Raw genomic sequence first — 20,689 nt, forward strand, 5'->3', positions numbered from 1 at the left:
GTCAGGCCGCCTGCTCATCCAGCCAGCCGCGAACAATCGTGACCGCTTCTGTCGGATGATCCTTGATCATGTCACCCACCTTGGCGATCGAGCTCGCCTGCATTGCGCCTTCCTGTTTGGCCTGCTCCAGCCACTCGATCACAAATTCATCCTCATCGTCTTCTTCCTGTGGCACCTCGGTCTCGACCACCAGCGTGCCGTCCGGACCAATCATCAACTCCTGCGGTTGTTTTTCTTCCGGTGTCACGATCCGGCGCAGCAACGGACGGACAACAAACAGAAGCAGAAGAAGTGCAATCAGGAACAGAACCCCGAGTTCGGCAAAGCGGATGATATCGTCCCGCGTGAAGTCGAACAGGCCATCACCTTCGGTAAGAACGTCTTCCTGAGGCGGCAGGGCGAACTGCAGATTGACAACTTCCACAACATCGCCGCGGCCCTGATCGAAGCCAACCGCCGAACGTACCAGGACGGAAATACGGTCCAACGTCTCCTGAGACCGCGGCGTATAAATGACGTCTCCGTTGTCATTTGGCTCATATGTTCCATCGACCAGAACCGCCACGGACAGGCGCTTGACCTGACCTGCTTCTACCACTTCGGTCCGCGTGGAGCGTGAAATCTCATAATTGACGACTTCCTCGGTGAGCGAAGTCGTATCGCGGTCGCCGCCGCCATTTTGTGCACCGGCATTCGGCAGCTCGTTGCCGACTGTTACCTGTCCGTTGCGGCTGGTGGCGGAAGACGCTTCTTCCTTGGTTTGCGTAGAGCGGACAACCTGACCTTCCGGATCGAAAGTTTCAGTGGTTTCGGTCAGTCGATTGTAGTCGACCACAGCGTTGACCCGCACACGTGCCCTGCCAGGACCGACAACGGAGTTCAGAATTTCTTCAACCTGGTTGCGAAGGCGGCTTTCCACCTCCACCGTCCGCTCTTGAAGAGATGCAGACACAAGTCCTTCTTCATCTCCACCGGCACCGGACGCCAGAAGGCGGCCGCTCTCATCAACGATCGACACCCGTTCAGGATCAAGACCGTCAACCGCAGTCGCGACAAGGTGCTGAACAGCACGAATTTCCCCAGGCCCGAGAGCGCCACGCACATTCAGGACGATCGACGCGGAAGGAGGACGGCGGTCACGCTGAAACAATTGCCGCTCAGGGATAACGAGGTGCACGCGGGCACCACGAATACGATCCAGAGAACCGATCGTGCGGGACAGCTCACCTTCCATTGCGCGCAGGTGGTTGATGTTCTGCACGAAGCTCGTGGCGCCGAGTGTGTCGGAACGGTCGAAGATCTCGTAACCGATGGATCCACCGGTCGGCAGCCCCTCGGCAGCCAGCTGCATGCGCAGACGCGCAACCTGCTCATTCGGAACAAGAATCGAAGCACCCTGGCGGGCCAGCTCGAACTGAACACCCTGGCTTTCAAGCTGGGAAACGATAGCCGCGGAATCTTCCAGAGTCAGCTCGTTGTAGAGCGTCGTCATTTGCGGTGCTGTGACACGAAAAATAATGAACGCGAACACACCGACAAGAATGGCGGCAACCGCCCCCATTGCCGCAACGCGTGCTGGTCCAAGAGTTTTAATGAATTCAATAAGTCCGTTCACGAATGCCCGCCCGCATCTGCAACATGCACAAGCCGTTATTATTGGAGTCGGCTCGACATGCCATGCCCTTGATGGGCAAAATTTGCCGCCCAGAAGGTTAACAAGTCGTTAACACCTATTAACCCCTTGGCGGGCAATGGCGGAATTCCGCGATTTCCCAAGACGCAAAATGCAACTGAAGTGGGGAAAAACTGCCCACCTCATTAACTTCTGGATAAGTTTCGACACGACCTCGAATTGAAACAGCCAAGTTTTGGCCTTGCTTCGGTCACAAATCACCGACCTATAGCGTTTCGTGAAAACCAGGAAACAAGGAGCATCAACTATCGCGTTGAAATTCTTGATTTCAGGCAGCCACCAGACGTTTCAGTCTTTTCTCGAAATGCTTTGAAATTGCGACGCTGAAAAACGGCAAATAAAAAAGGTCGGCAGTGCCGACCTTTCTACGTGCAAACAAGATGCACTCGTTTTTTCAGGTGTTACCGGATCAATTCCGGTACTGCTGGACACGGGTCGCCCTTAAACCGGCCAAGCCGTGTTTTTCAATCGAGCTTTGCCAGGAAAGAAATTCCTCAACCGTCAGAGTGTACCTCTGACAAGCCTCCTCGAGGGACAACAACCCACCACGGACCGCAGCCACCACTTCCGCCTTGCGACGGATCACCCATCTTTTTGTCGACGTTGGGGGCAAATCCGCAATGGTAAGCGGACTTCCATCCGGCCCGATGACATATTTTACTCGCGAACGAATCTGTTCGGTCATTGTACTCTCACACTAACCATGACCAAGGTTGAATTGAGACTACATGACGACACTTAACAAACGACTAAAGCAAAGTTGTGTTTTTATTAACTATAAAATCTAAATTTAGTGAATGATATTTAGGACTTCTTCAAGAAGAACACTAAAAATATTAACTCCAATATATGAATTTGTTAACCATAAAACCCTGCCGATGCAATTTGCGAGGCATAACGAAGTCATCGTGCATTTTACGGATAACGGGCCCGCCCCTCCTTCTTATCCCCCTAAGCCGGCGCAGGAACGCCCATAGCGCTCCAAACGCACTGCAGAGACATACAAAGGGAAAAGGTCCGGCAGCCAACAGCCACCAGACCTCCTCAACCCGAATATCCTGAAACAGCGTTCGTCAGGTCGGCTTCGAAACCGAAATCACCGAAGAAACCGGAATGTCCTGGCTTCCGACCCTCAGAATTGCCTCCCCGCTGGACCAATCAACACTCTCGACAACACCGGAGAGTTCCGTCTTGACCTTTTCAGGGCGACTTGAAGCATCCTTGACATTGAAAGAAATCGAATAGAGACCGTCCACGGCCTGGCTACCGGAATCTGTTTCTCCGTTCCATTCAAATTTGCCTTTGCCAGCCTCCAGGCTCGTCTCGCCGCTGTACACAACGGCGCCACTTGAGTTTCGGATCTCGAAAGTGCCGCTCGCGGCTTCACTGATTTCGTAGTTCCAGGTTGCCTTGCTGCTGGACAAGGTCGTGGTCGAAGCATCCGCTTTGACTTCATTGCCGATATAGCTGACGTAGCTCAGGCTCTGGCTGCTTTTCAGCGATGCAATGATGCTCTCCAGGTTCCGGTTCTGCTGGATGGACTGTTCGACATTGGAATATTGCACGAGCTGACCTGTGTACTCGGCGGAATCCATCGGATCGAGCGGATCCTGGTTCTGGATCTGCGTGGTCAAAATGCTCAAGAACAGCTCATAATTCGCCATCAATCCTGATTGGCTTGTGGAGCTCGCGCTCTGCGCGTTTGTTCCCGTACTGGAAGAAACCGTGGTCATTTCACTACTCCCGAACCGCCATCAGGCCGGCTTAAACCTTAAAATCCAGACCGCCGCGCTGCTCAGCGAGCGTCATACGAATAATCTCTTCATCAGCTGGATCGCCTTCCGCGCCGTTCGATCCGCCTTCGCCTCGAGCGTCACCAGATGAGTGTTCCGGCGCCCCATCACCTGATGCGAACTCACCGCCGCCTTCCTGCTTCAGCGAGAACTGAAGATCGCTTGAATTGGTGTTCAGCCCCGCAGCCTCCAACGCCCGCTCCAAACCGCGTTGATCGCGCAGGAACATATCGAGCGTTTCCGGCCGCTCCACGATCAGATGAGCCTGCACGCTGCCATCGGAAGCCACTTTCATGTTGACCTCGACACGACCGAGCTCCGGCGGATCAAACCGCATCTGGAACCTGGTCTGGCCATTTTTCAGATTGCGGGCGATTTCCGCAGCCACCTGAGTGGCTACCTGCCCTGATTGTGCCTGACTGGGCGTTTGCAGACCTTCCGTGCGCACGGCACCGCTCAGATCACCGCCACGCACAGTTGCGGCCCCCTCACCCGTGACACTGACTTCCGTCAGACTGGTTGTGATTTCACTCTCGTCAGCCATCATCTGGGAAGCCAGGACAGCATTGACGACTGGTGCCGCAGTTCCAACCACCTTATTTGCCGGCTGGCCAGGACGCTCCGCTGAAGCGTCGGCACCTGCAGAATGATCACGTTTGACCGTATCGGCTGCATCACCTCCGGCTTCCGAGACTTGTTTGCCCGACGCAAGGACAATCTCATCAGCAACCGGTTCAGAAGTTGACGAAACTTCAGAGCCATTCGAATTGGGCGGCGGCGCAACTGGCGCTTGCCCAGCTACCGCTTCGCTGACTGGTACGTTGCTTCCTGATGCTGCAGGCGAACGCGCCCCTGCGTTGGCCACCACTGTGGCCGCGTCGCCCTGAACTCTGGCGGCGTTCTCTTGCGCTACCTCAGCAACCTGCGGACCGGACCTCGTTTTTCCGCCTTCTACAGCGATGGCAGTTTCAGGCAGGGTACCCGCCTCCTTGGCGGTTCCGGTCGCCGGAACCTGCACCACGTCAGCGGCGCCAGTATCTACATTGGTCGGCACATTGACCGCTGACTGCACCGCTCCAGCTGTTTTACCTGATACGGGGCTTGCGGAAGCCAAACTGATTTCAGCGTCGTTCTGTTCCGGCGCTTGTCCGGCTCGAGCCACCGGTGCGCGAAGCTCCTGCGGGAGCTCACTTTGCCACCGGCGTGCAGTCGCAGCCTTGGGCCTTGCATCGACAACTGCAGAAGTGTTCTCCACACTTTCTCCCGTTGCCTTGGCGACGGCCGCCGCAGGAGCCTCGACACCGCGAACAGCCTTCCCTGTCAGGTCAGCATCCGTGGAGACTTCATTGGCATTGGCCTGTGCAGGCACCGGCACTACGCCGGACTTGACAGGAGCAGCTTCACCTTTGTCAGCCTCTCCCACCACATTCATTTGGGCTGGAGCCTTTTCCGCCAGAGTTGGCTTGACGGAGCCTTCAGGCTGCGCCTGTCCGTGTGCGCCGGACTTTACCTCGGCAGAATGCGGACCTACAGGAGGGACCTGAGCCTGACCGCTTTTCGACCCGGCGGATTTCACACCATCGCCCGTGGCAGGAGCAACGGCAACACCAGGCAGCGATCCTTCACCTACCGAAGATCCGCCATTCTTCGACCCTGTTCCCGATAGCACTGTCTCAGGCTGCGTGCCTGCATCTTCCGCACCCTGCCCGGATGGAGGAACATCGATGTTGCCATCAAGCTCCGAAATCACCTTGCTGACCTGCGGCGCGACAGCGGCCAGCACCGGCTCCGCCATCTCCGACGGCGGCAATTCCTTCTGGATATCCACCCCGACCTGCTGCGCAACAACTTCGGAAAGCTCAGCACTCCCAATCAGACCTTCTACAGCCGCCCCCTCAGCGCCCTCGTTTTCCAGAGCGTTGAGTTCATCAGCAAAGGCCGATTTCGTCCCGAGACTTCCCGGCACCTGAGCAGCACCTTGGGCATTGCCGGAACCAGCAGCCAAAGCCCCTGCAGAAACATCGGTTATCAGTCCAAATGGCAGCACTGGCGCCCCCGGTAGCTTGCCCACCCCTTGCGGACACAAATCATCAAACCAATGAAAGCAAGCTTCGGGCCAACTTATGGAAATTACGCAAGCACTTGTTTTTGCTGGATTTCCAACTGTCCGGGCGTGGAAAACCCCTTCACCTGGGCGGCAACCTTTGCCCAGGAGGCAATCGATTCCGGTCATAGGAGGAGTGAGTTGCCGACACTTTCAGAGGATTCACTTTTGCGGCGGTTTCGGCGACACACACGTACTCGCCTTCTTGCGCAGAATGATGGCCGCAGACTGATCAGCGGAGGCATCAGGGCGAACCAATGGATGGCTGGAAACAGTGCCCGGCTTCAGCACGCTCAAGAATTTGGTTGCTTCCGCGGCAATCCTGCGATCGGCTTCATTGAGCGCCGGCAAGCGCAAAATCGTATAGAGTTCTTCGACGGCCTCGCTCGGCCTTCCCAGGTCTGAAAGGCATTTTGCCAAGCCGAAACGGGCAGAGATCAGACCCGGCTCGAGCTCGACCACCCGGCGGTAAGCCTCGCAGGCAGCATCAACATCCGACAAACGCTGACAGACCTGTGCCAGGCGCAGCCACGCCCTCGCCTTGCCGGGCTGCACTCTTGTCAGCGCCTCATATTGCTGGCGCGCTCCCGCGTGATCCTCATGAGCTGCCAGCAACTGGCCCAAGCCGTATAGCGCCCCGGCGTGCTGCGGCACCGTTGCCAGAATCTGGCGATATCCGGTTTCTGCCTCTTCGCGGCGCTGTTGCTGGTGAAGAAGCGTCGCTTGACTGAAGACGGCCGGGATCGATTGCTCGGCAAGTCGGTCGCCGAGATTGACACCGCTTCTGGTCGTAATGTTGATGCAATCAATCAGGACTTCGTCGCAACCGAAGGAATATTTGTAGCGTTCGTTGCCGCGAAGAAAGTCATAGGTTTCAAATCCCTGATCTATGACGTGCCGGATACTGTGAGCGTGAAGCACCAGGCCACTCGGAATGTCATTGAACGATTGATCGCGACCCGCGATCATGAACAGGACCGTCTTCTTTTCATGGTCCAGAAAACTGCCCAGCACCGCGACAGGCTGCTCGCCCTTCCAGAGCATCGGCATGAACAGGTGCCCCATGTCGAAACCGCCCCGCAAGACGATGCGATTGTTGCTGACCATCTTGTCCAGCCGCGCGCCCTTTCGCTCTCCCCATTGCGCCTTCCAGAGATCAAGGAGGATCTCGATGTCGCGATCAATGGTTTCGGCAGTCGCATGCGTAATGCGATACCCCTGGTCTTCATCGACCTTGCGCAAGAGGCGTCGCAGCTTCTGGCGCGAGTTGGAGCTGAGCCGTTCGGTCAAATAAGCCTCGAATGTGCCGGGCAGATCAACGTAGGGACAAACGAGATTGTTCACATTGTCGATTTCGTTGACGCGCTCAACTGGCTTTATGCGGAAAGTCTTCTTTGGAAACTCGTTGAGAAACAGCTCTTTCCGTCTTTTGGATGTCCGCACATACTCGAGCTTCAGAAACGCCCAGGACATCGTGTTCAGATGCGCCGCAAAGGCAGGGATCGCCTCATCCTCATATTCTGTCAGGCACAGAAAGCCGGTATAGTCCGCGGCGTAATTGCCAGCCATGTTGAAGCCGTTGATAAACTCTCCGCTCTTCCGTCGTTTCTTCAGCTTCAGTCTGAGAGGAAAAAAGGCAACAGGCGCGTCAGCCCCATCGGGCGTTGCGATCAGGACGACCCAGCCGTCATCCGTCTTGCTCATGAAATCGGTAAGCCACCACCAGGACAGGAAGAACTGGCTTTCCGGATCACGCCGATAGACGTCACACCAAGCGCTTTCAAGCGCCTGAAGCTGCTCGGTGGTTTCGACAAGGCTCACATGCATGACAACGCCTCACCTGGAAATACGCCCCATTATGAAACACATTTCATACTTCCCTTGCGGAAACTTTAGTAAATATTCAATCACTTAACAAGACAACATGGTAAACATGCTTAACATTGCCAGGCCGTTCAACGTCCAAACACCGCCACCGACCAGGCAAGGCAGCAATGACCGCGCCTGACGGCGCATTGCCTGTCAAAGGCCTGCGGGAACAGCCAATTTCAGCACCGTCCGGCAAGCGTCCCTTCGGTCCGAAGCCACCTCAAGAAGACAGTCCCGATCTGGTAAACGCAAGCAATTGGCATGAGCGATGCTTGTCTGTATAGTGCCGCCAACTTTGAAAAGACATGTACCGGTGCGTTTGCACTTGAGCGTACTTGCCCCTGGCGGTCAACAAGCTCCAAGGCACCAGCGCTTGAGCGCTGTCGCGCTCCGCCGCACCGGTCACGAAAGACTTCTGGAAGAGTAGTTCATGCGAAACAGTCTGGATTTGCCCGGCCGCCCGGAAGACACGCGTGTTGTCGTCGCCATGTCCGGCGGCGTCGACAGTTCCGTGGTCGCGGCAATGATGCATGCACAAGGGTATGATGTGATCGGCGTCACCCTGCAGCTTTATGATCACGGCGCGGCGGTCAGCAAGGCCAAGTCGTGCTGCGCAGGTGTCGATATTCACGATGCGCGGCGGGCAGCGGAAAAGATTGGCATTCCCCATTACGTGCTGGATTACGAAAGCCGCTTCAAGGAACAGGTGATGGACCGCTTCGCCGACAGCTACATTGCCGGCGAGACACCCATCCCCTGTGTCTCCTGCAATCAGACAGTCAAGTTTACCGACCTGCTCAAGACCGCTCGTGATCTCGGTGCCGACGCGCTTGCCACCGGCCATTACGTTCGCTCCGCACAGATGGGCAACAAGCGCGCGCTCTATCGTCCGACCGACCTTGACCGGGACCAGAGCTACTTCCTGTTTGCCACGACACAAGAGCAATTGGACTTCGTCCGTTTTCCGTTGGGCGGCATGCCCAAGGCAAAGGTGCGCGAGCTGGCTGCCGAGTTCGGGCTTTCTGTCGCCAACAAGCCGGACAGTCAGGACATTTGCTTCGTTCCCAATGGCGACTATGCCGAAGTCATCCGCAAACTGCGCCCCAATGCGGCCGAGCCCGGAGACATCGTGCATATGGACGGCCGTGTACTGGGCAAGCATGACGGCATCATTCATTTCACCATCGGCCAGCGCCGCGGCATTGGTGTTGCCACCGGCGAGCCGCTCTATGTCGTTCGTCTCGATCCCGATACCCGCCGGGTGATTGTCGGCCCGCGTGAGGCTCTCGCAACGAGAACGATCCTGCTTCGGGAGATGAATTGGATCGGCGACCAACCGCTTGACGAAGGTGATGAGATCGACGTCTTTGCCAAGGTCCGCTCCACGCGCCCGCCGGCACCGGCAACACTTCGTATTCTGAACGGCAAGGCTTTCGTCGACCTTGCAAATGGTGAGACCGGTGTTGCCCCGGGGCAGGCCTGTGTTTTCTTCGACAGCGACGACGAAACCGCACGCGTTTTGGGCGGCGGCTGGATCCACAAGACCGAACGCACCGGCACCTGGGCCGTTGATTTTCCACAGGCGGAAAGCCCGGTTTCTGCCGCCTGAAGGCAAACAAAAAAGAATGCGGGCAGACGCACATTCTGCGCTTGACGCCTGCCCGCAGCCTCACTATAAGCACCCCACATCGCGCGGGCGTTCCAAGCCTGATCGCGCAGATGGCGGAGTAGCTCAGGTGGTTAGAGCAGCGGAATCATAATCCGCGTGTCGGGGGTTCGAGTCCCTCCTCCGCTACCAAATTTCCAAAACCGTTAGCTTTGTTAGAACCGCTCAGGTGAAAGCGCGTTAGCGTTTTGTTTGAAAACTTCCCCCATAAGTTTCACCTGTTAGCTGCTACAATTTATCAATGCATCGTTGAGATTGGCGTGAAGTGATAGAAAGCCCGGTGAAACGATCGAGTAGGTCGTTCCTAAAATGGATTGCGTTTGCCATTGCTGGCTCAGCGGGGATGTGGCTTGCTTGGAAACACTATTTCCCGAAGTCGATCCTGCACTACCGGCTTGAAGCTACGTTCGTGGTTGACGGTGTTCCTGTATCGGGCTCCGGCGTTCAAAGGCTGGTTGTCAATCGTGTTCGCGGGCTCGGACAAAAACGAGCTGGCTGGTGGACTTTCGGGGAAGCTGTTCGAGTTGAGTTGCCTGGCTATGGAGCCGTGTACCTGCTCATGACCACTCCAACACCTGATGGCACGTACACCTTTGCAACCAAGGGCAGGTTCGACTTCCTCGTTTCTGATGCATGTAAGCTCAAGGAAAAACGTGGGAACCGAAGTTGGAGCGACTACGTGCGGATGGTTGGCGAGGTTTCAGGTACATGCCAAGTACCAGACCGGTCTCTGCCGCTAATGGTCCGCTTTAGCAATGAACTTGACCCTGAGACAGTAGAAAGAGTGCTCCCGTATCAACTCGAAAAGAGTTTTGGGCCGAACGTACATTTTGTCAGCGCAACAATAACGATCACTGACACCCCCCTGACACTTGGCATCAGTAATCATTTGCACTGGCTGACAGAGAAAAGAGAAAAGCGACTTACTCCGGGCTATGCGGGATCTGAAAACCCGTCGCTGTCAGACACGCTGAAGCACAGTTACTTTCTCAGACACGAAAGCTAAGAGGACATATAAAAATCCAGCTTCTCTATGTAGGAATCATGATCCGCGTGTCGGGGGATCGCGTCCTTACTTCACTACCGGTTTTCTCCCGCCTCCTGCTGCAAATCTCATCTAGCTGCTATTCATTACTCGGCTTTACGCAAAAACTGTTGCAAGCGAGATCACCTCTGACGATTGAAGCGCGCCTTTGACAAGGGCTTCCATCACCGCCCAAGTACATTCCCATCAACTCTTTTTGGTATCGGGCCCAATAATGTGTTATGCGCCCGAAAAACAACATCGGGAATGTACAAGTGAGCGAACTGACCGTAGCGGATGCGACCAACCGCATTTATCAATCTCTCGAGGCAGACAATGAAGATATTGACCTGCACATTGCGGCACTCAAGGCAGCGCTGAAGGATGAGGGTTTGAAAGAGGCGGTCCTGGATCCGGCCAAGCTCGTCCAGAACAATCGTTCGGGCCGCAAGCTTCTGCAGGCCTACTTTCGCCAGCGCGGGGTGAAGGTCAAATTCGCGTCTTCATAAGGCGAAGGCGCCGTCGATCTGCTGTCGACCGGTCACCAGGACAACCGGCACAACCGAGCAAAGCCGGTTGATCCATGCGGTTCACGCGCGTTGTTGGATATTTCAGGATTATCTGTTCGCTGCTCGCTCAGACACTGCTTCCGCAGGTTCGAACTGGAATCATAATCCGCATTTCGGAGCTTTGTGCGTCTAAAGGCACCTTTTGTCCTAACGCGGCTGAAGAGTGAGATTGTGAAAAGTCGTCAGTGTTTGAGGCCGTTGCCGTTTCAGCCCGTGACCAGCAAAGAAGCAAATCAAAATTCGCGCAATGTTCTGCGGGTGAAGGTCAAACCCATGAGCAGAAACGCCATTCGCGGGCAAATCGATTGCTTTGGCGTCATCAGGCCAGGGCTGGTCAGCAGGTCTGAGTTTGCTGTGTATCGATTTGCTCCGCGGATGAGGCGACAGGGATAACCAATTCAAAAGTTTGAGGTTACACCCATTGAAGCCGCTGATGCTGCCTGTGGCAGCGGGAGATGGTTATCAGCGGGACTTCTGTCTTGATGCAGCCGTCTTTTTCAGCGTCTGGGACTGCTGCTGGTTCGGCTGTTCGGTCTCGTGACCGGTCTGGGCAATTTCGTCGACCATTTTTCCGATGCAGTCCTTGAGTGCCTGGCCTTCAAGCCCCCAGCAGTTCTGACCTGCGTTTGCGGCACTACCCTGCATGACAAGGACGGAAAAAACGGCCGCTGACAAGATGGATGCAGTTTTCATTGTAAGTCTCCATTCAGTTTATGTGACATCGGCGTCGCTGCCGATAGAACTGAAGTGGGAACCGACTGTTTCCGCCCCGTGTCGTCGCATGTTTCAATTGTATCAACTCGAGGAATGACTGACACAAACGAAACACGTGGAGACCTGAAATTGCTCCTCAACAATCACCCGTTTCACATTTGAACATTTCTTTGAACGCCGTGCCTCAGCGCCTCTTCAAATGGGCTCCTGCACCGACTGCACTAAAAAAACGCGGGGCGTTGCCTGAACAACGCCCCGCGAATTCACGATATTCAACTCGTCTCAGTGACCGATAGCGGTCTCCGCCAGCGGCTCTTAAAAGTGAACCGACCGCGCACCAGCCGGCTTGTTGAGCGGCGGCGCAAATTTGGTCAGGTCAATTCCCTCAACGGCCTCTTTGTACTCTTCCATGTCGGGAGTTCTGCCGAGAATTGCCGACAGGACGACAACAGGTGTTGAGGCAAGAAGGGATTCCCCTTTCTTTTCTGCCGAATCTTCCACGACACGTCCCTGGAACAGGCGGGTGGACGTCGCCAGAACTGTGTCACCCTTCTCAGCCTTTTCCTGGTTGCCCATACACAGGTTACAGCCCGGCCGCTCCAGATACAGGATGTTCTCGTATTCTGTGCGAGCAGTGTTCTTGGGCTTCAGGTCGTCAAATTCAAAGCCGGAGTACTTCTGCAGAATTTCCCAGTCACCCTCTTCCTTCAACTCATCGATGATGTTGTAGGTTGGTGCTGCGACGACCAGAGGTGCGTTGAACTCGACCTTGCCGGACTTTTTCTCCAGGTTTTTCAGCATCTGGGCGACAATTTTCATATCGCCCTTGTGCACCATGCAGGAGCCGACAAAGCCCAGGTCCACCTTCTTGTCGCCACCGTAAAAGGAGACAGGCCTGATGGTGTCGTGGGTGTAACGTTTGGACACATCCGCATTGTTTACATCCGGGTCGGCGATCATCGGCTCGTCGATTTCATCGAGATCGACGACGACTTCGGCAAAGTACTTGGCATTGTCGTCCGGAGCCAAAGCCGGTTTCTCGCCGGACCTGATTTCGGCAATACGCGTGTCCGCCTTTTCGATCAGTCCATGAAGGGTCCGGGCTTCATTTTCCATGCCCTTGTCGATCATGATCTGAATGCGGCTCTTGGCGATCTCGAGCGATTCAATGAGAGTATCGTCTTCGGAGATACAGATAGAGGCTTTCGCCTTCATCTCTGCCGTCCAGTCGGTAAACGTGAAGGCCTGGTCCGCAAGCAGCGTGCCGATATGGACCTCGATGATCCGTCCCTGGAAGACGTTGTCACCGAACTGCTTCAGCATCTGGGCCTGTGTCGCGTGCACGACATCACGAAAATCCATATGATCCTTCATGCTTCCCTTGAAGGTCACCTTCACCGACTCAGGGATCGGCATGGTGGCTTCCCCGGTTGCCAGGGCAAGCGCAACCGTTCCAGAGTCAGCACCGAATGCGACGCCTTTGGACATTCTCGTATGAGAGTCGCCACCAATGATGATCGCCCAGTCATCGACGGTAATGTCATTCAGGACCTTGTGGATCACGTCTGTCATGGAGTGATAAACACCCTTCGGATCCCTGGCCGTGATCAGACCGAACCTGTTCATGAAATTCATGAGCTTCGGAATGTTGGCCTGAGCCTTCAGGTCCCAGACGGAGGCCGTGTGGCAGCCTGACTGATAAGCACCATCAACTGTCGGCGAAATAACTGTTGCAGCCATCGCCTCCAGTTCCTGGGAGGTCATCAGGCCGGTGGTGTCCTGCGAACCAACGATATTCACCTTCACCCGGACATCAGAACCTGCGTGCAGGACAGCTCCTTCAGCCACACCGACCGCGTTCTTGTTGAAGATTTTTTCTACCGCCGTGAGGCCCTGCCCCTCATGGGAGATTTCCCTGGACGGCGCGAATACGGGTGTCCGTTCAACGCCGAGGGTCTCGGCAGCAAAGTTCTGGAGCTTCTTGCCGAAAACGACGGCATACGAGCCACCGGCTTTCATGAACTCCACCTTTTGCGGCGTGAACGCGGAAGAGACATCAACAAGCTCTTCTTTTCCATCTTCGCTGTAGAGCTTCTTCTTCTTGGTGTTGATGGTCAGAACCGTACCGGTCTCGACAGAATAAGTCTGCTCGAGGATCGGATTGTCGTCGTTGTTCAGGATCGGATTGCCGTCGGAATCAAGTTTCTTGACCCAGTTCTTCAGATCGATGCCGATGCCACCTGTCACACCGACAGTGGTCAGGAAGATCGGGGAGATGCCATTGGTACCTGCAACGACCGGTGCAATATTCACAAACGGCACGTAGGGGCTTGCCTGTTTGCCGGTCCACAAGGCGACGTTGTTGACGCCGGACATGCGGGAGGAACCAACCCCCATCGTGCCCTTTTCGGCGACCAGCATTACCCTTTTGTCCGGGTGCTGTTTCTGCAGGTCACGGATCTCGGCCTGAGCGGCTTCCGAGATCAGGCACTTGCCGTGCAGTTCACGATCGGATCTGGAGTGGGCCTGGTTGCCAGGTGAAAGCAGGTCAGTGGAAATATCCCCTTCCGCCGCGACATAGCTGACAACCTTGATTTCTTCTTCCACGTCGGGAAGCTTGGTGAAGAACTCGGCTTTCGCGTAGCTTTCGAGAATCTCTTTCGCGACTTCGTTCCCGGCAGCATAGGCTTCCTTCAACCGGTCCGTATCTGCCTCGTAGAGGAACACCTGGGTTTTCAGAACATCCGCTGCGCTTTGGGCAATGGACGCATCATCACCGAGAGCCAGATCCAGCAGAACCTCAACAGAGGGCCCGCCTTTCATGTGCGACAGCAATTCAAACGCAAAAGACGGAGAGATTTCCTCGACAACGGAATTGCCAAGAATGATGTCCTTCAGAAACTTGGCTTTCTCGCCTGCCGCGCTGGTCGTCCCGGGCAACGTGTTGTAGATGAAGAACTTGAGGGAATCTTCCCGATGCTCGTTCGTGAGGTCTTTGATCTGTTCGACAATCTCATTAACAAGCGCGCCGTCTTCGATCGGCTTGGGGTGCAATCCCTGGTCTTTTCGAGTGTCAATCTCTTTCAGATAGTCTGCGTACAAGCTCATGATTATCCCGGCGCGTTTGTGTTGGTTGTCGCTTAAACCGCGGATCGCAGGTGTCTCTGGCGAGCCGGGAGAAAGCTAGCTGAGCGCCGTAATATTTCAGTATACAATGGTATGCAATATGTTTTTGGCCATTTTGTTCAGGATCGTTGCCTATTGCCGCGTCCGGTAACGCCCTCGGCCTCATCCTTCATCGGGCCAGCACCTTGAAATACAGAAAGTTTCCGGCTTTGGCTCCTCAAATTTGAACGAATGAGACGCTTTTGTCGTTTCAGTTTTCCGACAGATGAAGAGTTTCTTCCGGGCCTGCCTCAAATTGCCGAAATCATCGGTGCAAAAGCTGGCTGATGCAGGAGTTGGCCCGCGATGGCGGCAGGCACCCATTTGCGATTACGGTGCCGCTCTTCCCACGCTTCGTCCTCAATGACATCGGTAACTTCCATTGCATAGACGGCAACTTCGCAAGTCGCCCCCCATTTCTGGTAGGTGAATGTTCCAAGCGGTTTTTCACCAACCTTCCCCGTGACGCCTGCCTCTTCCCTGGCCTCCACCGACGCAGAAACAGCCGGATCGAAGCCTGGTTCGACAATTCCCTTGGGCACAACCCAGTGGCGGCCACTGCTAGAGCCGACGATCAGGATTTCCGTTTCGTCACCACTACGGCGAAACGGAATGACCGCCGATTGAGTGTAGTAATAAGCAGGACGCTCGCGACACTCCGGACCATCTGGAGCGGGATAGGGAAAGAGGTCCGGGAGATCCCGAGGATCAATCCTCTCGATCAGGCAGGTTTTCCCTGCCCTCTGAGCAAGCTGATACAGCACACCAGGCGTAACTTCGGGATCGAAACCAAGCATTTTCAACAGCTCCCCCGCTGCCTTCGGGGGAAGGACCAGCAGGTAAGTGCCTTCCTTGGGCAAGGTAGGAAGACTGCCGGCAGAGAGCTCATCGGACCTCTTTATATTGCGCGCGGTCCATCCCGCTGCCTTGAGGGCCTTTTGAGCAGTCACCCTGGACCTCAGGTCCGAACTTGTCAGGACGAGATCGGGAGCCAGCCTCTGTTTGCCCAGCCAGGCGCCGATTTTCTGGGATTGCCGTTTGCCGCGGGTGCGCAAAGGTCGCCTTGACTTCGGCCCGGACCAGGATTTGTCGGCCGCACCGGCACACAGGATCAGCACCTCCATTTACACCTCCCTGTCCAAGCGCCCGGAAATTCGCCAACGCGAAATCTGGTTCCCGCAAATTATAGCGTGACCCAGACCAACTGGCACGTGACGGCCTCTCTGACCGGGGATGGCAAAAACAAGTGTCTCGATGCAGCTTCAACCGACTGCGCCATGATGCAGAGGACTTTCTGGCTTGTTTTGTGATAGAAATTGCCAAGCGACTGACCTCGTTGTCATTTTCTTTTATCAGAGCCTCTGTAAACTCCGATGGAATCGCCGCAGAACAACTTCTTGTCACCGATCCGCCCAACCGTGCGGGCGGTAATCTTCCGGAACGGAGAGCTCCTGGTGCAGGTCAAGGAAAAATTGGGCCTGCCCCCTTATCTCACCTTGCCCGGAGGCAAACAGGAGCCTGGCGAAAGCGCGACCGACGCCTTGATGCGTGAATGCTCCGAAGAGATCGGGACCGAAGTTACCGTCGGCTCCCTTATCCACGTTGCCGAGGTCTTCAAACCCAAGCAGGAGGGCACACGTCATCAGCTTGAGTTGCTCTTTGCCTGCAAGGTTGCCGAGGATTACCTGCCGATTGTTGGTCCGCACCCCGATCCTTCTCAAGTTGACACCGTCTGGGCATCGCCCAAGGCGCAGGCAACGTTGTTCCGTCCTGCCTACGCACATGCGTTGACCGAAGACGCCCCGCTCTACCTGGGGGTCTTTGATGGCTAAATTGCCGCGTGCAATCGAGGAGAACCTCTATTTCCTATGTGTCGAAATTGACGGGCAGCTCCTGGGTCTGCAGGACTATTTCAGATGCCCGGGACAGGCTGCTGCACAAAAGGTACTGCTACGCGCCGGGCACTCCTACAATCTGGCTTCCAAGGTCAGCAATGCCAGCACACGGAAACTGACGACCAAAAAGGTCAACCACGAGACCCAGAACCTGCTGCGCAACGTGGAACTAGTCGCCCGCAACCTCGACTTGATCAGCCGCCTGGCGCGGCGCAGCCTGAGCCACGCGGAAGATGTCGCGCGCAAGGAGTATCTGCGGCCCGATGCGTATGCAAAAGTCATCACACAGGTACGCACCGGCTTGAAACTCGTTCAGCCTGCCCTGTCGCGCTCGGACAGCAAGTCGGCGGTGCGCATCGGCCAGACACGAGACAAGCTGGAAGATCTCTATGACCGGGTCTTCCGTGCGCTTACCGCAGACATGCGCAAATCCAAGCACACGGCAGATCTGGCCAACAGCCTGCTGGTCGCCAACGAGATGCGCCGGATCGGCGACGCGTTGCAGTCAATTTCTGAAGCAATACTGTCGGTGAACATCGGCCAACCGGTGCAGTTTGAACGCTATTTCACCCTGAAAAGCCTGCTTCCCGACACCAAGGAGGATGACCCGCCGGAGCTGGAGCCGTTGGCGGAAACACGATCCGGTAGCGCAATCTCATCCGTCCGCTCCCGTGATGCTTCCGGCGAGGCCGTGAATGCGGTTTTCAAAGGCGGAGAGCTGAGCAAGGTGCGAAACGAACGCGCGGGCGTCAAGAGCTGGCATTCGATCTATCCGGGATTGGCTCCCAAAATCCTGTCATATGAAAAACGTGGGCAATCGGCGGCGCTCCTGATCGAGCACTTGCCGGGTTACACCTTCGAGCAATTGGTCCTGAACGAAAATGATGGTCTGCTGGCAGACGCTCAAAGGACCCTGGCCAGGACCCTCAACGATGTCTGGCGTAGCACGCGCATGGAAGAGCCGGCCGAGATGTCGTCGATGCTCCAGCTCTCACGGCGCTTGCCGGAAGTCTACCGCGTTCATCCCGAGTTCAAAGTGAAACCGCAAAAGCTTGGCACTTTGCAATTGACCGGGTTCGATGACCTGGTTCGCGCCGCGGCGTCGCGCGAAGCACAGTTGGAAGCCTCTTTTTCAGTGCATATTCACGGCGACTTCAATCTCGACAATGTTATTTACGATCCGAGCGAGCGAAGAGTGCATTTCATTGACCTGCACAGGTCACGCTACCTGGATTACGTGCAGGACGTTTCCGTTTTCATGGTCTCAAACTACCGCTTGCAAATTCAGGACATTCCCGTGCGCAGGCGTCTGGCGAAAGTGGCCTGCGACCTTCAGGCGGTTGCCTCAAAGTTTGCCCGGTCGCAAAAGGACAAAACCTACGAGTACCGCCTTGCACTCGGGTTGGCGCGAAGCTTTGCAACGTCGACGCGGTTTGTCTTCGACAAATCCCATGCAAGGCGGATGTTCAACCGGGCCAGATTCCTGATGGAACTGGCCTTGAGTTGCCCGGAGGGAAGCGAAGCCCGCTTCAAACTGCCCACCAGGGAGTTGTTCTTTGACTAATCTGAAAATCGGGGTGGTTGGCATTCCGGGTAAATGGTCAACCGAAGCGCTGGCAGATGCTGTGGAAGCCAGAACCGGCTTTCGCCTCGTGATCGATATGGCCGAGGTCGCACTGGACCTGAACAGTGGATCCTTGATGTATCGGGGTCGGGATCTTTGTACACTTGATGGCTTGATCATAAAGAAGATCAGCGAAACCTACAGTCCGCATGTGCTGGATCGGCTTGAGCTTCTGCGGCTGGCGGAAGCACGCGGCGTTCGGGTTTTTTCCCGTCCGGAAGCGGTGCTGCGTCTTGTCGACCGGCTTGCCTGCACTGTCAGCCTGCGCGCTGCCGGAGCCCCCATGCCGTCAACGGTGATTACAGAAGACGCAAAAGCAGCCCTCTCCGCTGTCGAACGATTTGGTGCGGCGGTTTTCAAGCCGCTTTATTCCACCAAGGCTCGCGGCATGTGCGTGATCGAGGCGGGCGAAGGAGCCACGGAGGCAATTGCCGCTTTCTCTGCCGAAAACCCGATGATGTATATTCAGGAGAAGCTCGATCTGTCGGGCCAGGACCTGGGTATGGTGTTTCTGGGTGGAAATTATCTTTGCACCTATGCGCGCGTCAGCCAGTCAGACAGCTGGAACACGACAATCCATAGCGGTGGGAAGTATGCACCTTTTTCACCCGAACCCGAGCTGATCGAGCTGGCCCGGAAAGCCCAGGCCCCCTTCAACCTTGATTTTACCACGGTAGACGTCGCCTTCACCGACACCGGGCCAATCATCTTCGAAGTGTCCGCGTTCGGCGGCTTCCGGGGAGCCAAGGAAGGCTGCGGCCTGGATGCGGCCGGGGCTCTGGCCGAGCATGTGATTTCAAGGACACGCAAATGAACCGTGTCGCCGATGTCCTTGATGGCCTGGACCGCTCCGGGGTGCCTGAAACGCTCTTTCTGGAAACCGGACCCGTTCGCATTGCCGTACGATGCGACACCTCCATGGCCAATGTGCTAAAGCGCCATTTGGCCGATGCCCTTGCCGCAGAGGGACCGGTCTCGGCTGTTGTTGACGTTCTGAACGGACAGAAGCTGAAGAGCGAACCTGCATGGACCGACTGGGCTCGAGAACCCGGCAAGACGGGGCGCAAGGACGCCTATCATGACCTTGAAGATGGTCGGTTGGTGCGAAAAGTCCGGACCGGCATGACCTTCCTGCAGTCCTCACAGGCGCTCTTGGCGTTTGGTCCTTGCCTGAACTGCCCCAATCAGGTGATCAATTTCATCAACACTCAGATCCTGAACATCTGCAAACGAGACGGTTGGGAAATTTGCCACGCAGCCGCAGTGACCGATGGCGTGAACGGATTGGCCATTGCCGGGCTTTCCGGGGGCGGAAAGTCCACAACGATCCTGAGATTGATGGATCTCGAAACCAGCCGGTTCGTCACCAACGACCGGCTGATGGTTCGCGCGACGGCGGATGGTGTCACCGGACTGGGGATTCCGAAAAACCCGAGGATCAACCCGGGAACCATTGTCGGCAATCCGCGCCTCGCACCGCTTCTGACAGACGCCAGGCGATTGGAACTCGCCCGGATGTCAACGGAAGACCTCTGGCAGCATGAGGAAAAGCACGATCTTTTCATCTCTGATGTTTACGGGACGGGACGCGTTCAATTCACGATGCCGCTCACCGAATTCTGGGTCTTGAACTGGAGCCGCCAGAGTTCATCGCCAACCCGGGTTCAGGATGCAAATCTGGCAGACCGGCCGGATCTGCTGCGGGCAATCATGAAAAGCGCAGGTCCTTTCTATCAGGACACGCGGGGTAGGTTTCTCCGCGATGATGATCCCCTTTGTCCGGACGCGTACCTTGCTCAACTGAACTCTGTCCGTTTGCGTGAGGTTACCGGCACCATCGATTTCGATGCCCTCGCCCTTGCAGGACGGGAGCTTTTTTCATGAACGGTCCGCAAGCAGCCCTCATCAGGCACGGCGCTTATCATCAGCGACCTGACGTCCCAAGCGCGCTGCAGCCTTTTCCACTGACGGATGAAGGCGAAGCACAGGCGCATGCTTGTGGCGAAAATATCGCCGCACTTATTGCCAAAGAGGGTCTGACCCTTGATCCGGTCGTACATTGCTCCTGCCAGCTCAGGGCATGGCAGACTGCGCAGATTGCCTGCAAAGTCCTGTCGAGCCACGGACACAAAGTCGAAATCAATCAGACACCGGCCTTGGCTGAGCGCTCTCTTGGCAGCGCTGCGAACCTGACCGTCAACGAGATCGAAGCGGTTCTGGCCGCCGACCCGCGCTTTGCCTCTCCTCCTCCGGGTTGGAAATCGGACAGCGATTACTGCCTGCCCCTGCAGGGAGCGGAATCCTTGATGATGTCGGGCAATCGAGTGGCCCAACACCTTCGCCAGTCGGTTGCCGGCAAGGCTCCCGGCTCGTTGACGCTGAACTTCGGTCACGGAGCCTCTTTCAGGCATGCAGCACACCATCTTGGGATACTAAGCTGTGAAGAGATCGCCCATTACAGCATGCATCATGCCCACCCGTTACAAATCCGTCACAATCCGGATGGTACATGGGCGCATTCTGGTGGCGTGTGGAAGATCCGCCAGGCGAAGGAAAAAATCCTGGATTGAAGG

General features: G+C 56.0%; 16 protein-coding genes and 1 tRNA gene. 9 read left to right on the forward strand and 8 right to left on the reverse strand.

Going from position 1 to position 20,689, the window contains the following annotated elements; translation table 11 throughout:
- Position 1 precedes the first annotated feature (1 nt).
- From fliF to ABLO27_RS19310, 5 genes are all read right to left on the reverse strand, one after another.
- Complete coding sequence (gene fliF, locus ABLO27_RS19290; RefSeq protein ID WP_353034829.1) at positions 2-1,615, reverse strand: flagellar basal-body MS-ring/collar protein FliF; 1,614 nt, start codon at positions 1,613-1,615, stop codon at positions 2-4.
- Positions 1,616-2,102: 487 nt separating this feature from the next.
- Positions 2,103-2,378 (reverse strand): DUF1153 domain-containing protein, encoded by a 276-nt coding sequence (locus ABLO27_RS19295; RefSeq protein WP_068412649.1) that lies wholly within the window; start codon positions 2,376-2,378, stop codon positions 2,103-2,105.
- A 388-nt stretch (positions 2,379-2,766) separates the two neighbouring features.
- Entirely contained in the window at positions 2,767-3,426 is a 660-nt protein-coding gene (locus ABLO27_RS19300) for a flagellar hook assembly protein FlgD (RefSeq protein WP_353034831.1), read from the reverse strand.
- A gap of 31 nt (positions 3,427-3,457) precedes the next feature.
- Complete coding sequence (locus ABLO27_RS19305; protein ID WP_353034833.1) at positions 3,458-5,533, reverse strand: flagellar hook-length control protein FliK; 2,076 nt, start codon at positions 5,531-5,533, stop codon at positions 3,458-3,460.
- A gap of 219 nt (positions 5,534-5,752) precedes the next feature.
- A complete protein-coding gene (locus tag ABLO27_RS19310; RefSeq protein ID WP_353034835.1) occupies positions 5,753-7,417 on the reverse strand; it encodes a GNAT family N-acetyltransferase in 1,665 nt (554 codons plus the stop codon).
- 472 nt (positions 7,418-7,889) lie between these two features.
- On the opposite strand from ABLO27_RS19310, the gene mnmA reads away from it, so the two are divergent.
- The 4 genes from mnmA (at position 7,890) to ABLO27_RS19330 (ending at position 10,658) form a co-directional block, all read left to right on the forward strand.
- A complete protein-coding gene (mnmA, locus tag ABLO27_RS19315; RefSeq protein ID WP_353034837.1) occupies positions 7,890-9,068 on the forward strand; it encodes a tRNA 2-thiouridine(34) synthase MnmA in 1,179 nt (392 codons plus the stop codon).
- A gap of 112 nt (positions 9,069-9,180) precedes the next feature.
- A tRNA-Met gene (locus ABLO27_RS19320) sits at positions 9,181-9,257 on the forward strand.
- A gap of 148 nt (positions 9,258-9,405) precedes the next feature.
- The gene (locus ABLO27_RS19325) at positions 9,406-10,131 is read left to right on the forward strand and encodes a hypothetical protein (protein WP_353034839.1); all 726 of its coding nucleotides are present in this window, start codon (positions 9,406-9,408) and stop codon (positions 10,129-10,131) included.
- Between the two features lie 293 nt (positions 10,132-10,424).
- Positions 10,425-10,658 carry a hypothetical protein gene (locus tag ABLO27_RS19330; RefSeq protein WP_353034841.1) on the forward strand — a complete coding sequence of 78 codons (234 nt, stop codon included), beginning with the start codon at positions 10,425-10,427 and terminating at the stop codon, positions 10,656-10,658.
- A gap of 522 nt (positions 10,659-11,180) precedes the next feature.
- On the opposite strand, the gene ABLO27_RS19335 is transcribed toward ABLO27_RS19330, so the two are convergent.
- The 3 genes from ABLO27_RS19335 to ABLO27_RS19345 form a co-directional block, all read right to left on the reverse strand.
- Positions 11,181-11,411: a hypothetical protein gene (locus ABLO27_RS19335; RefSeq protein WP_353034843.1), complete on the reverse strand. Its 231-nt coding sequence runs from the start codon at positions 11,409-11,411 to the stop codon at positions 11,181-11,183.
- A gap of 336 nt (positions 11,412-11,747) precedes the next feature.
- A complete protein-coding gene (locus tag ABLO27_RS19340; protein WP_353034844.1) occupies positions 11,748-14,540 on the reverse strand; it encodes a bifunctional aconitate hydratase 2/2-methylisocitrate dehydratase in 2,793 nt (930 codons plus the stop codon).
- Positions 14,541-14,848: 308 nt separating this feature from the next.
- The gene (locus ABLO27_RS19345) at positions 14,849-15,721 is read right to left on the reverse strand and encodes an NUDIX hydrolase (protein ID WP_353034846.1); all 873 of its coding nucleotides are present in this window, start codon (positions 15,719-15,721) and stop codon (positions 14,849-14,851) included.
- A 273-nt stretch (positions 15,722-15,994) separates the two neighbouring features.
- Between ABLO27_RS19345 and ABLO27_RS19350 the strand changes: the two genes are divergently transcribed.
- Genes ABLO27_RS19350 through ABLO27_RS19370 form a run of 5 tightly spaced genes read left to right on the forward strand, consistent with a single transcriptional unit; the run spans position 15,995 to position 20,686 of the window.
- Positions 15,995-16,429, forward strand: coding sequence for an NUDIX domain-containing protein (locus ABLO27_RS19350; protein WP_353034848.1), 435 nt, complete (start codon positions 15,995-15,997; stop codon positions 16,427-16,429).
- A complete protein-coding gene (locus ABLO27_RS19355) occupies positions 16,422-18,056 on the forward strand; it encodes a phosphotransferase (RefSeq protein ID WP_353034850.1) in 1,635 nt (544 codons plus the stop codon). Before ABLO27_RS19350 ends, ABLO27_RS19355 begins: the two co-directional genes overlap by 8 nt.
- On the forward strand, positions 18,049-18,930 hold the full coding sequence (locus ABLO27_RS19360) for a GAK system ATP-grasp enzyme (protein WP_353034852.1): 882 nt from the start codon (positions 18,049-18,051) through the stop codon (positions 18,928-18,930). Before ABLO27_RS19355 ends, ABLO27_RS19360 begins: the two co-directional genes overlap by 8 nt.
- Complete coding sequence (locus ABLO27_RS19365; RefSeq protein ID WP_353034854.1) at positions 18,927-20,000, forward strand: HprK-related kinase B; 1,074 nt, start codon at positions 18,927-18,929, stop codon at positions 19,998-20,000. The genes ABLO27_RS19360 and ABLO27_RS19365 overlap by 4 nt, the downstream gene beginning before the upstream one ends.
- Positions 19,997-20,686: a histidine phosphatase family protein gene (locus tag ABLO27_RS19370; protein ID WP_353034855.1), complete on the forward strand. Its 690-nt coding sequence runs from the start codon at positions 19,997-19,999 to the stop codon at positions 20,684-20,686. The genes ABLO27_RS19365 and ABLO27_RS19370 overlap by 4 nt, the downstream gene beginning before the upstream one ends.
- Positions 20,687-20,689: the final 3 nt, after the last annotated feature.

The sequence above is a fragment of the Roseibium sp. SCP15 genome (genome assembly GCF_040329435.1).
Taxonomy (GTDB): Bacteria; Pseudomonadota; Alphaproteobacteria; order Rhizobiales; family Stappiaceae; genus Roseibium.

Coding starts and splice junctions, on each gene's coding strand:
- mnmA (WP_353034837.1), top strand. CDS start 7,890: ATGCGAAACAGTCTGGATTTGCCCGGCCGCCCGGAAGACACGCGTGTT.
- ABLO27_RS19365 (WP_353034854.1), top strand. CDS start 18,927: ATGAACCGTGTCGCCGATGTCCTTGATGGCCTGGACCGCTCCGGGGTG.
- ABLO27_RS19310 (WP_353034835.1), bottom strand. CDS start 7,417: ATGCATGTGAGCCTTGTCGAAACCACCGAGCAGCTTCAGGCGCTTGAA.
- ABLO27_RS19335 (WP_353034843.1), bottom strand. CDS start 11,411: ATGAAAACTGCATCCATCTTGTCAGCGGCCGTTTTTTCCGTCCTTGTC.
- ABLO27_RS19370 (WP_353034855.1), top strand. CDS start 19,997: ATGAACGGTCCGCAAGCAGCCCTCATCAGGCACGGCGCTTATCATCAG.
- ABLO27_RS19340 (WP_353034844.1), bottom strand. CDS start 14,540: ATGAGCTTGTACGCAGACTATCTGAAAGAGATTGACACTCGAAAAGAC.
- ABLO27_RS19300 (WP_353034831.1), bottom strand. CDS start 3,426: ATGACCACGGTTTCTTCCAGTACGGGAACAAACGCGCAGAGCGCGAGC.
- ABLO27_RS19295 (WP_068412649.1), bottom strand. CDS start 2,378: ATGACCGAACAGATTCGTTCGCGAGTAAAATATGTCATCGGGCCGGAT.
- ABLO27_RS19355 (WP_353034850.1), top strand. CDS start 16,422: ATGGCTAAATTGCCGCGTGCAATCGAGGAGAACCTCTATTTCCTATGT.
- ABLO27_RS19345 (WP_353034846.1), bottom strand. CDS start 15,721: ATGGAGGTGCTGATCCTGTGTGCCGGTGCGGCCGACAAATCCTGGTCC.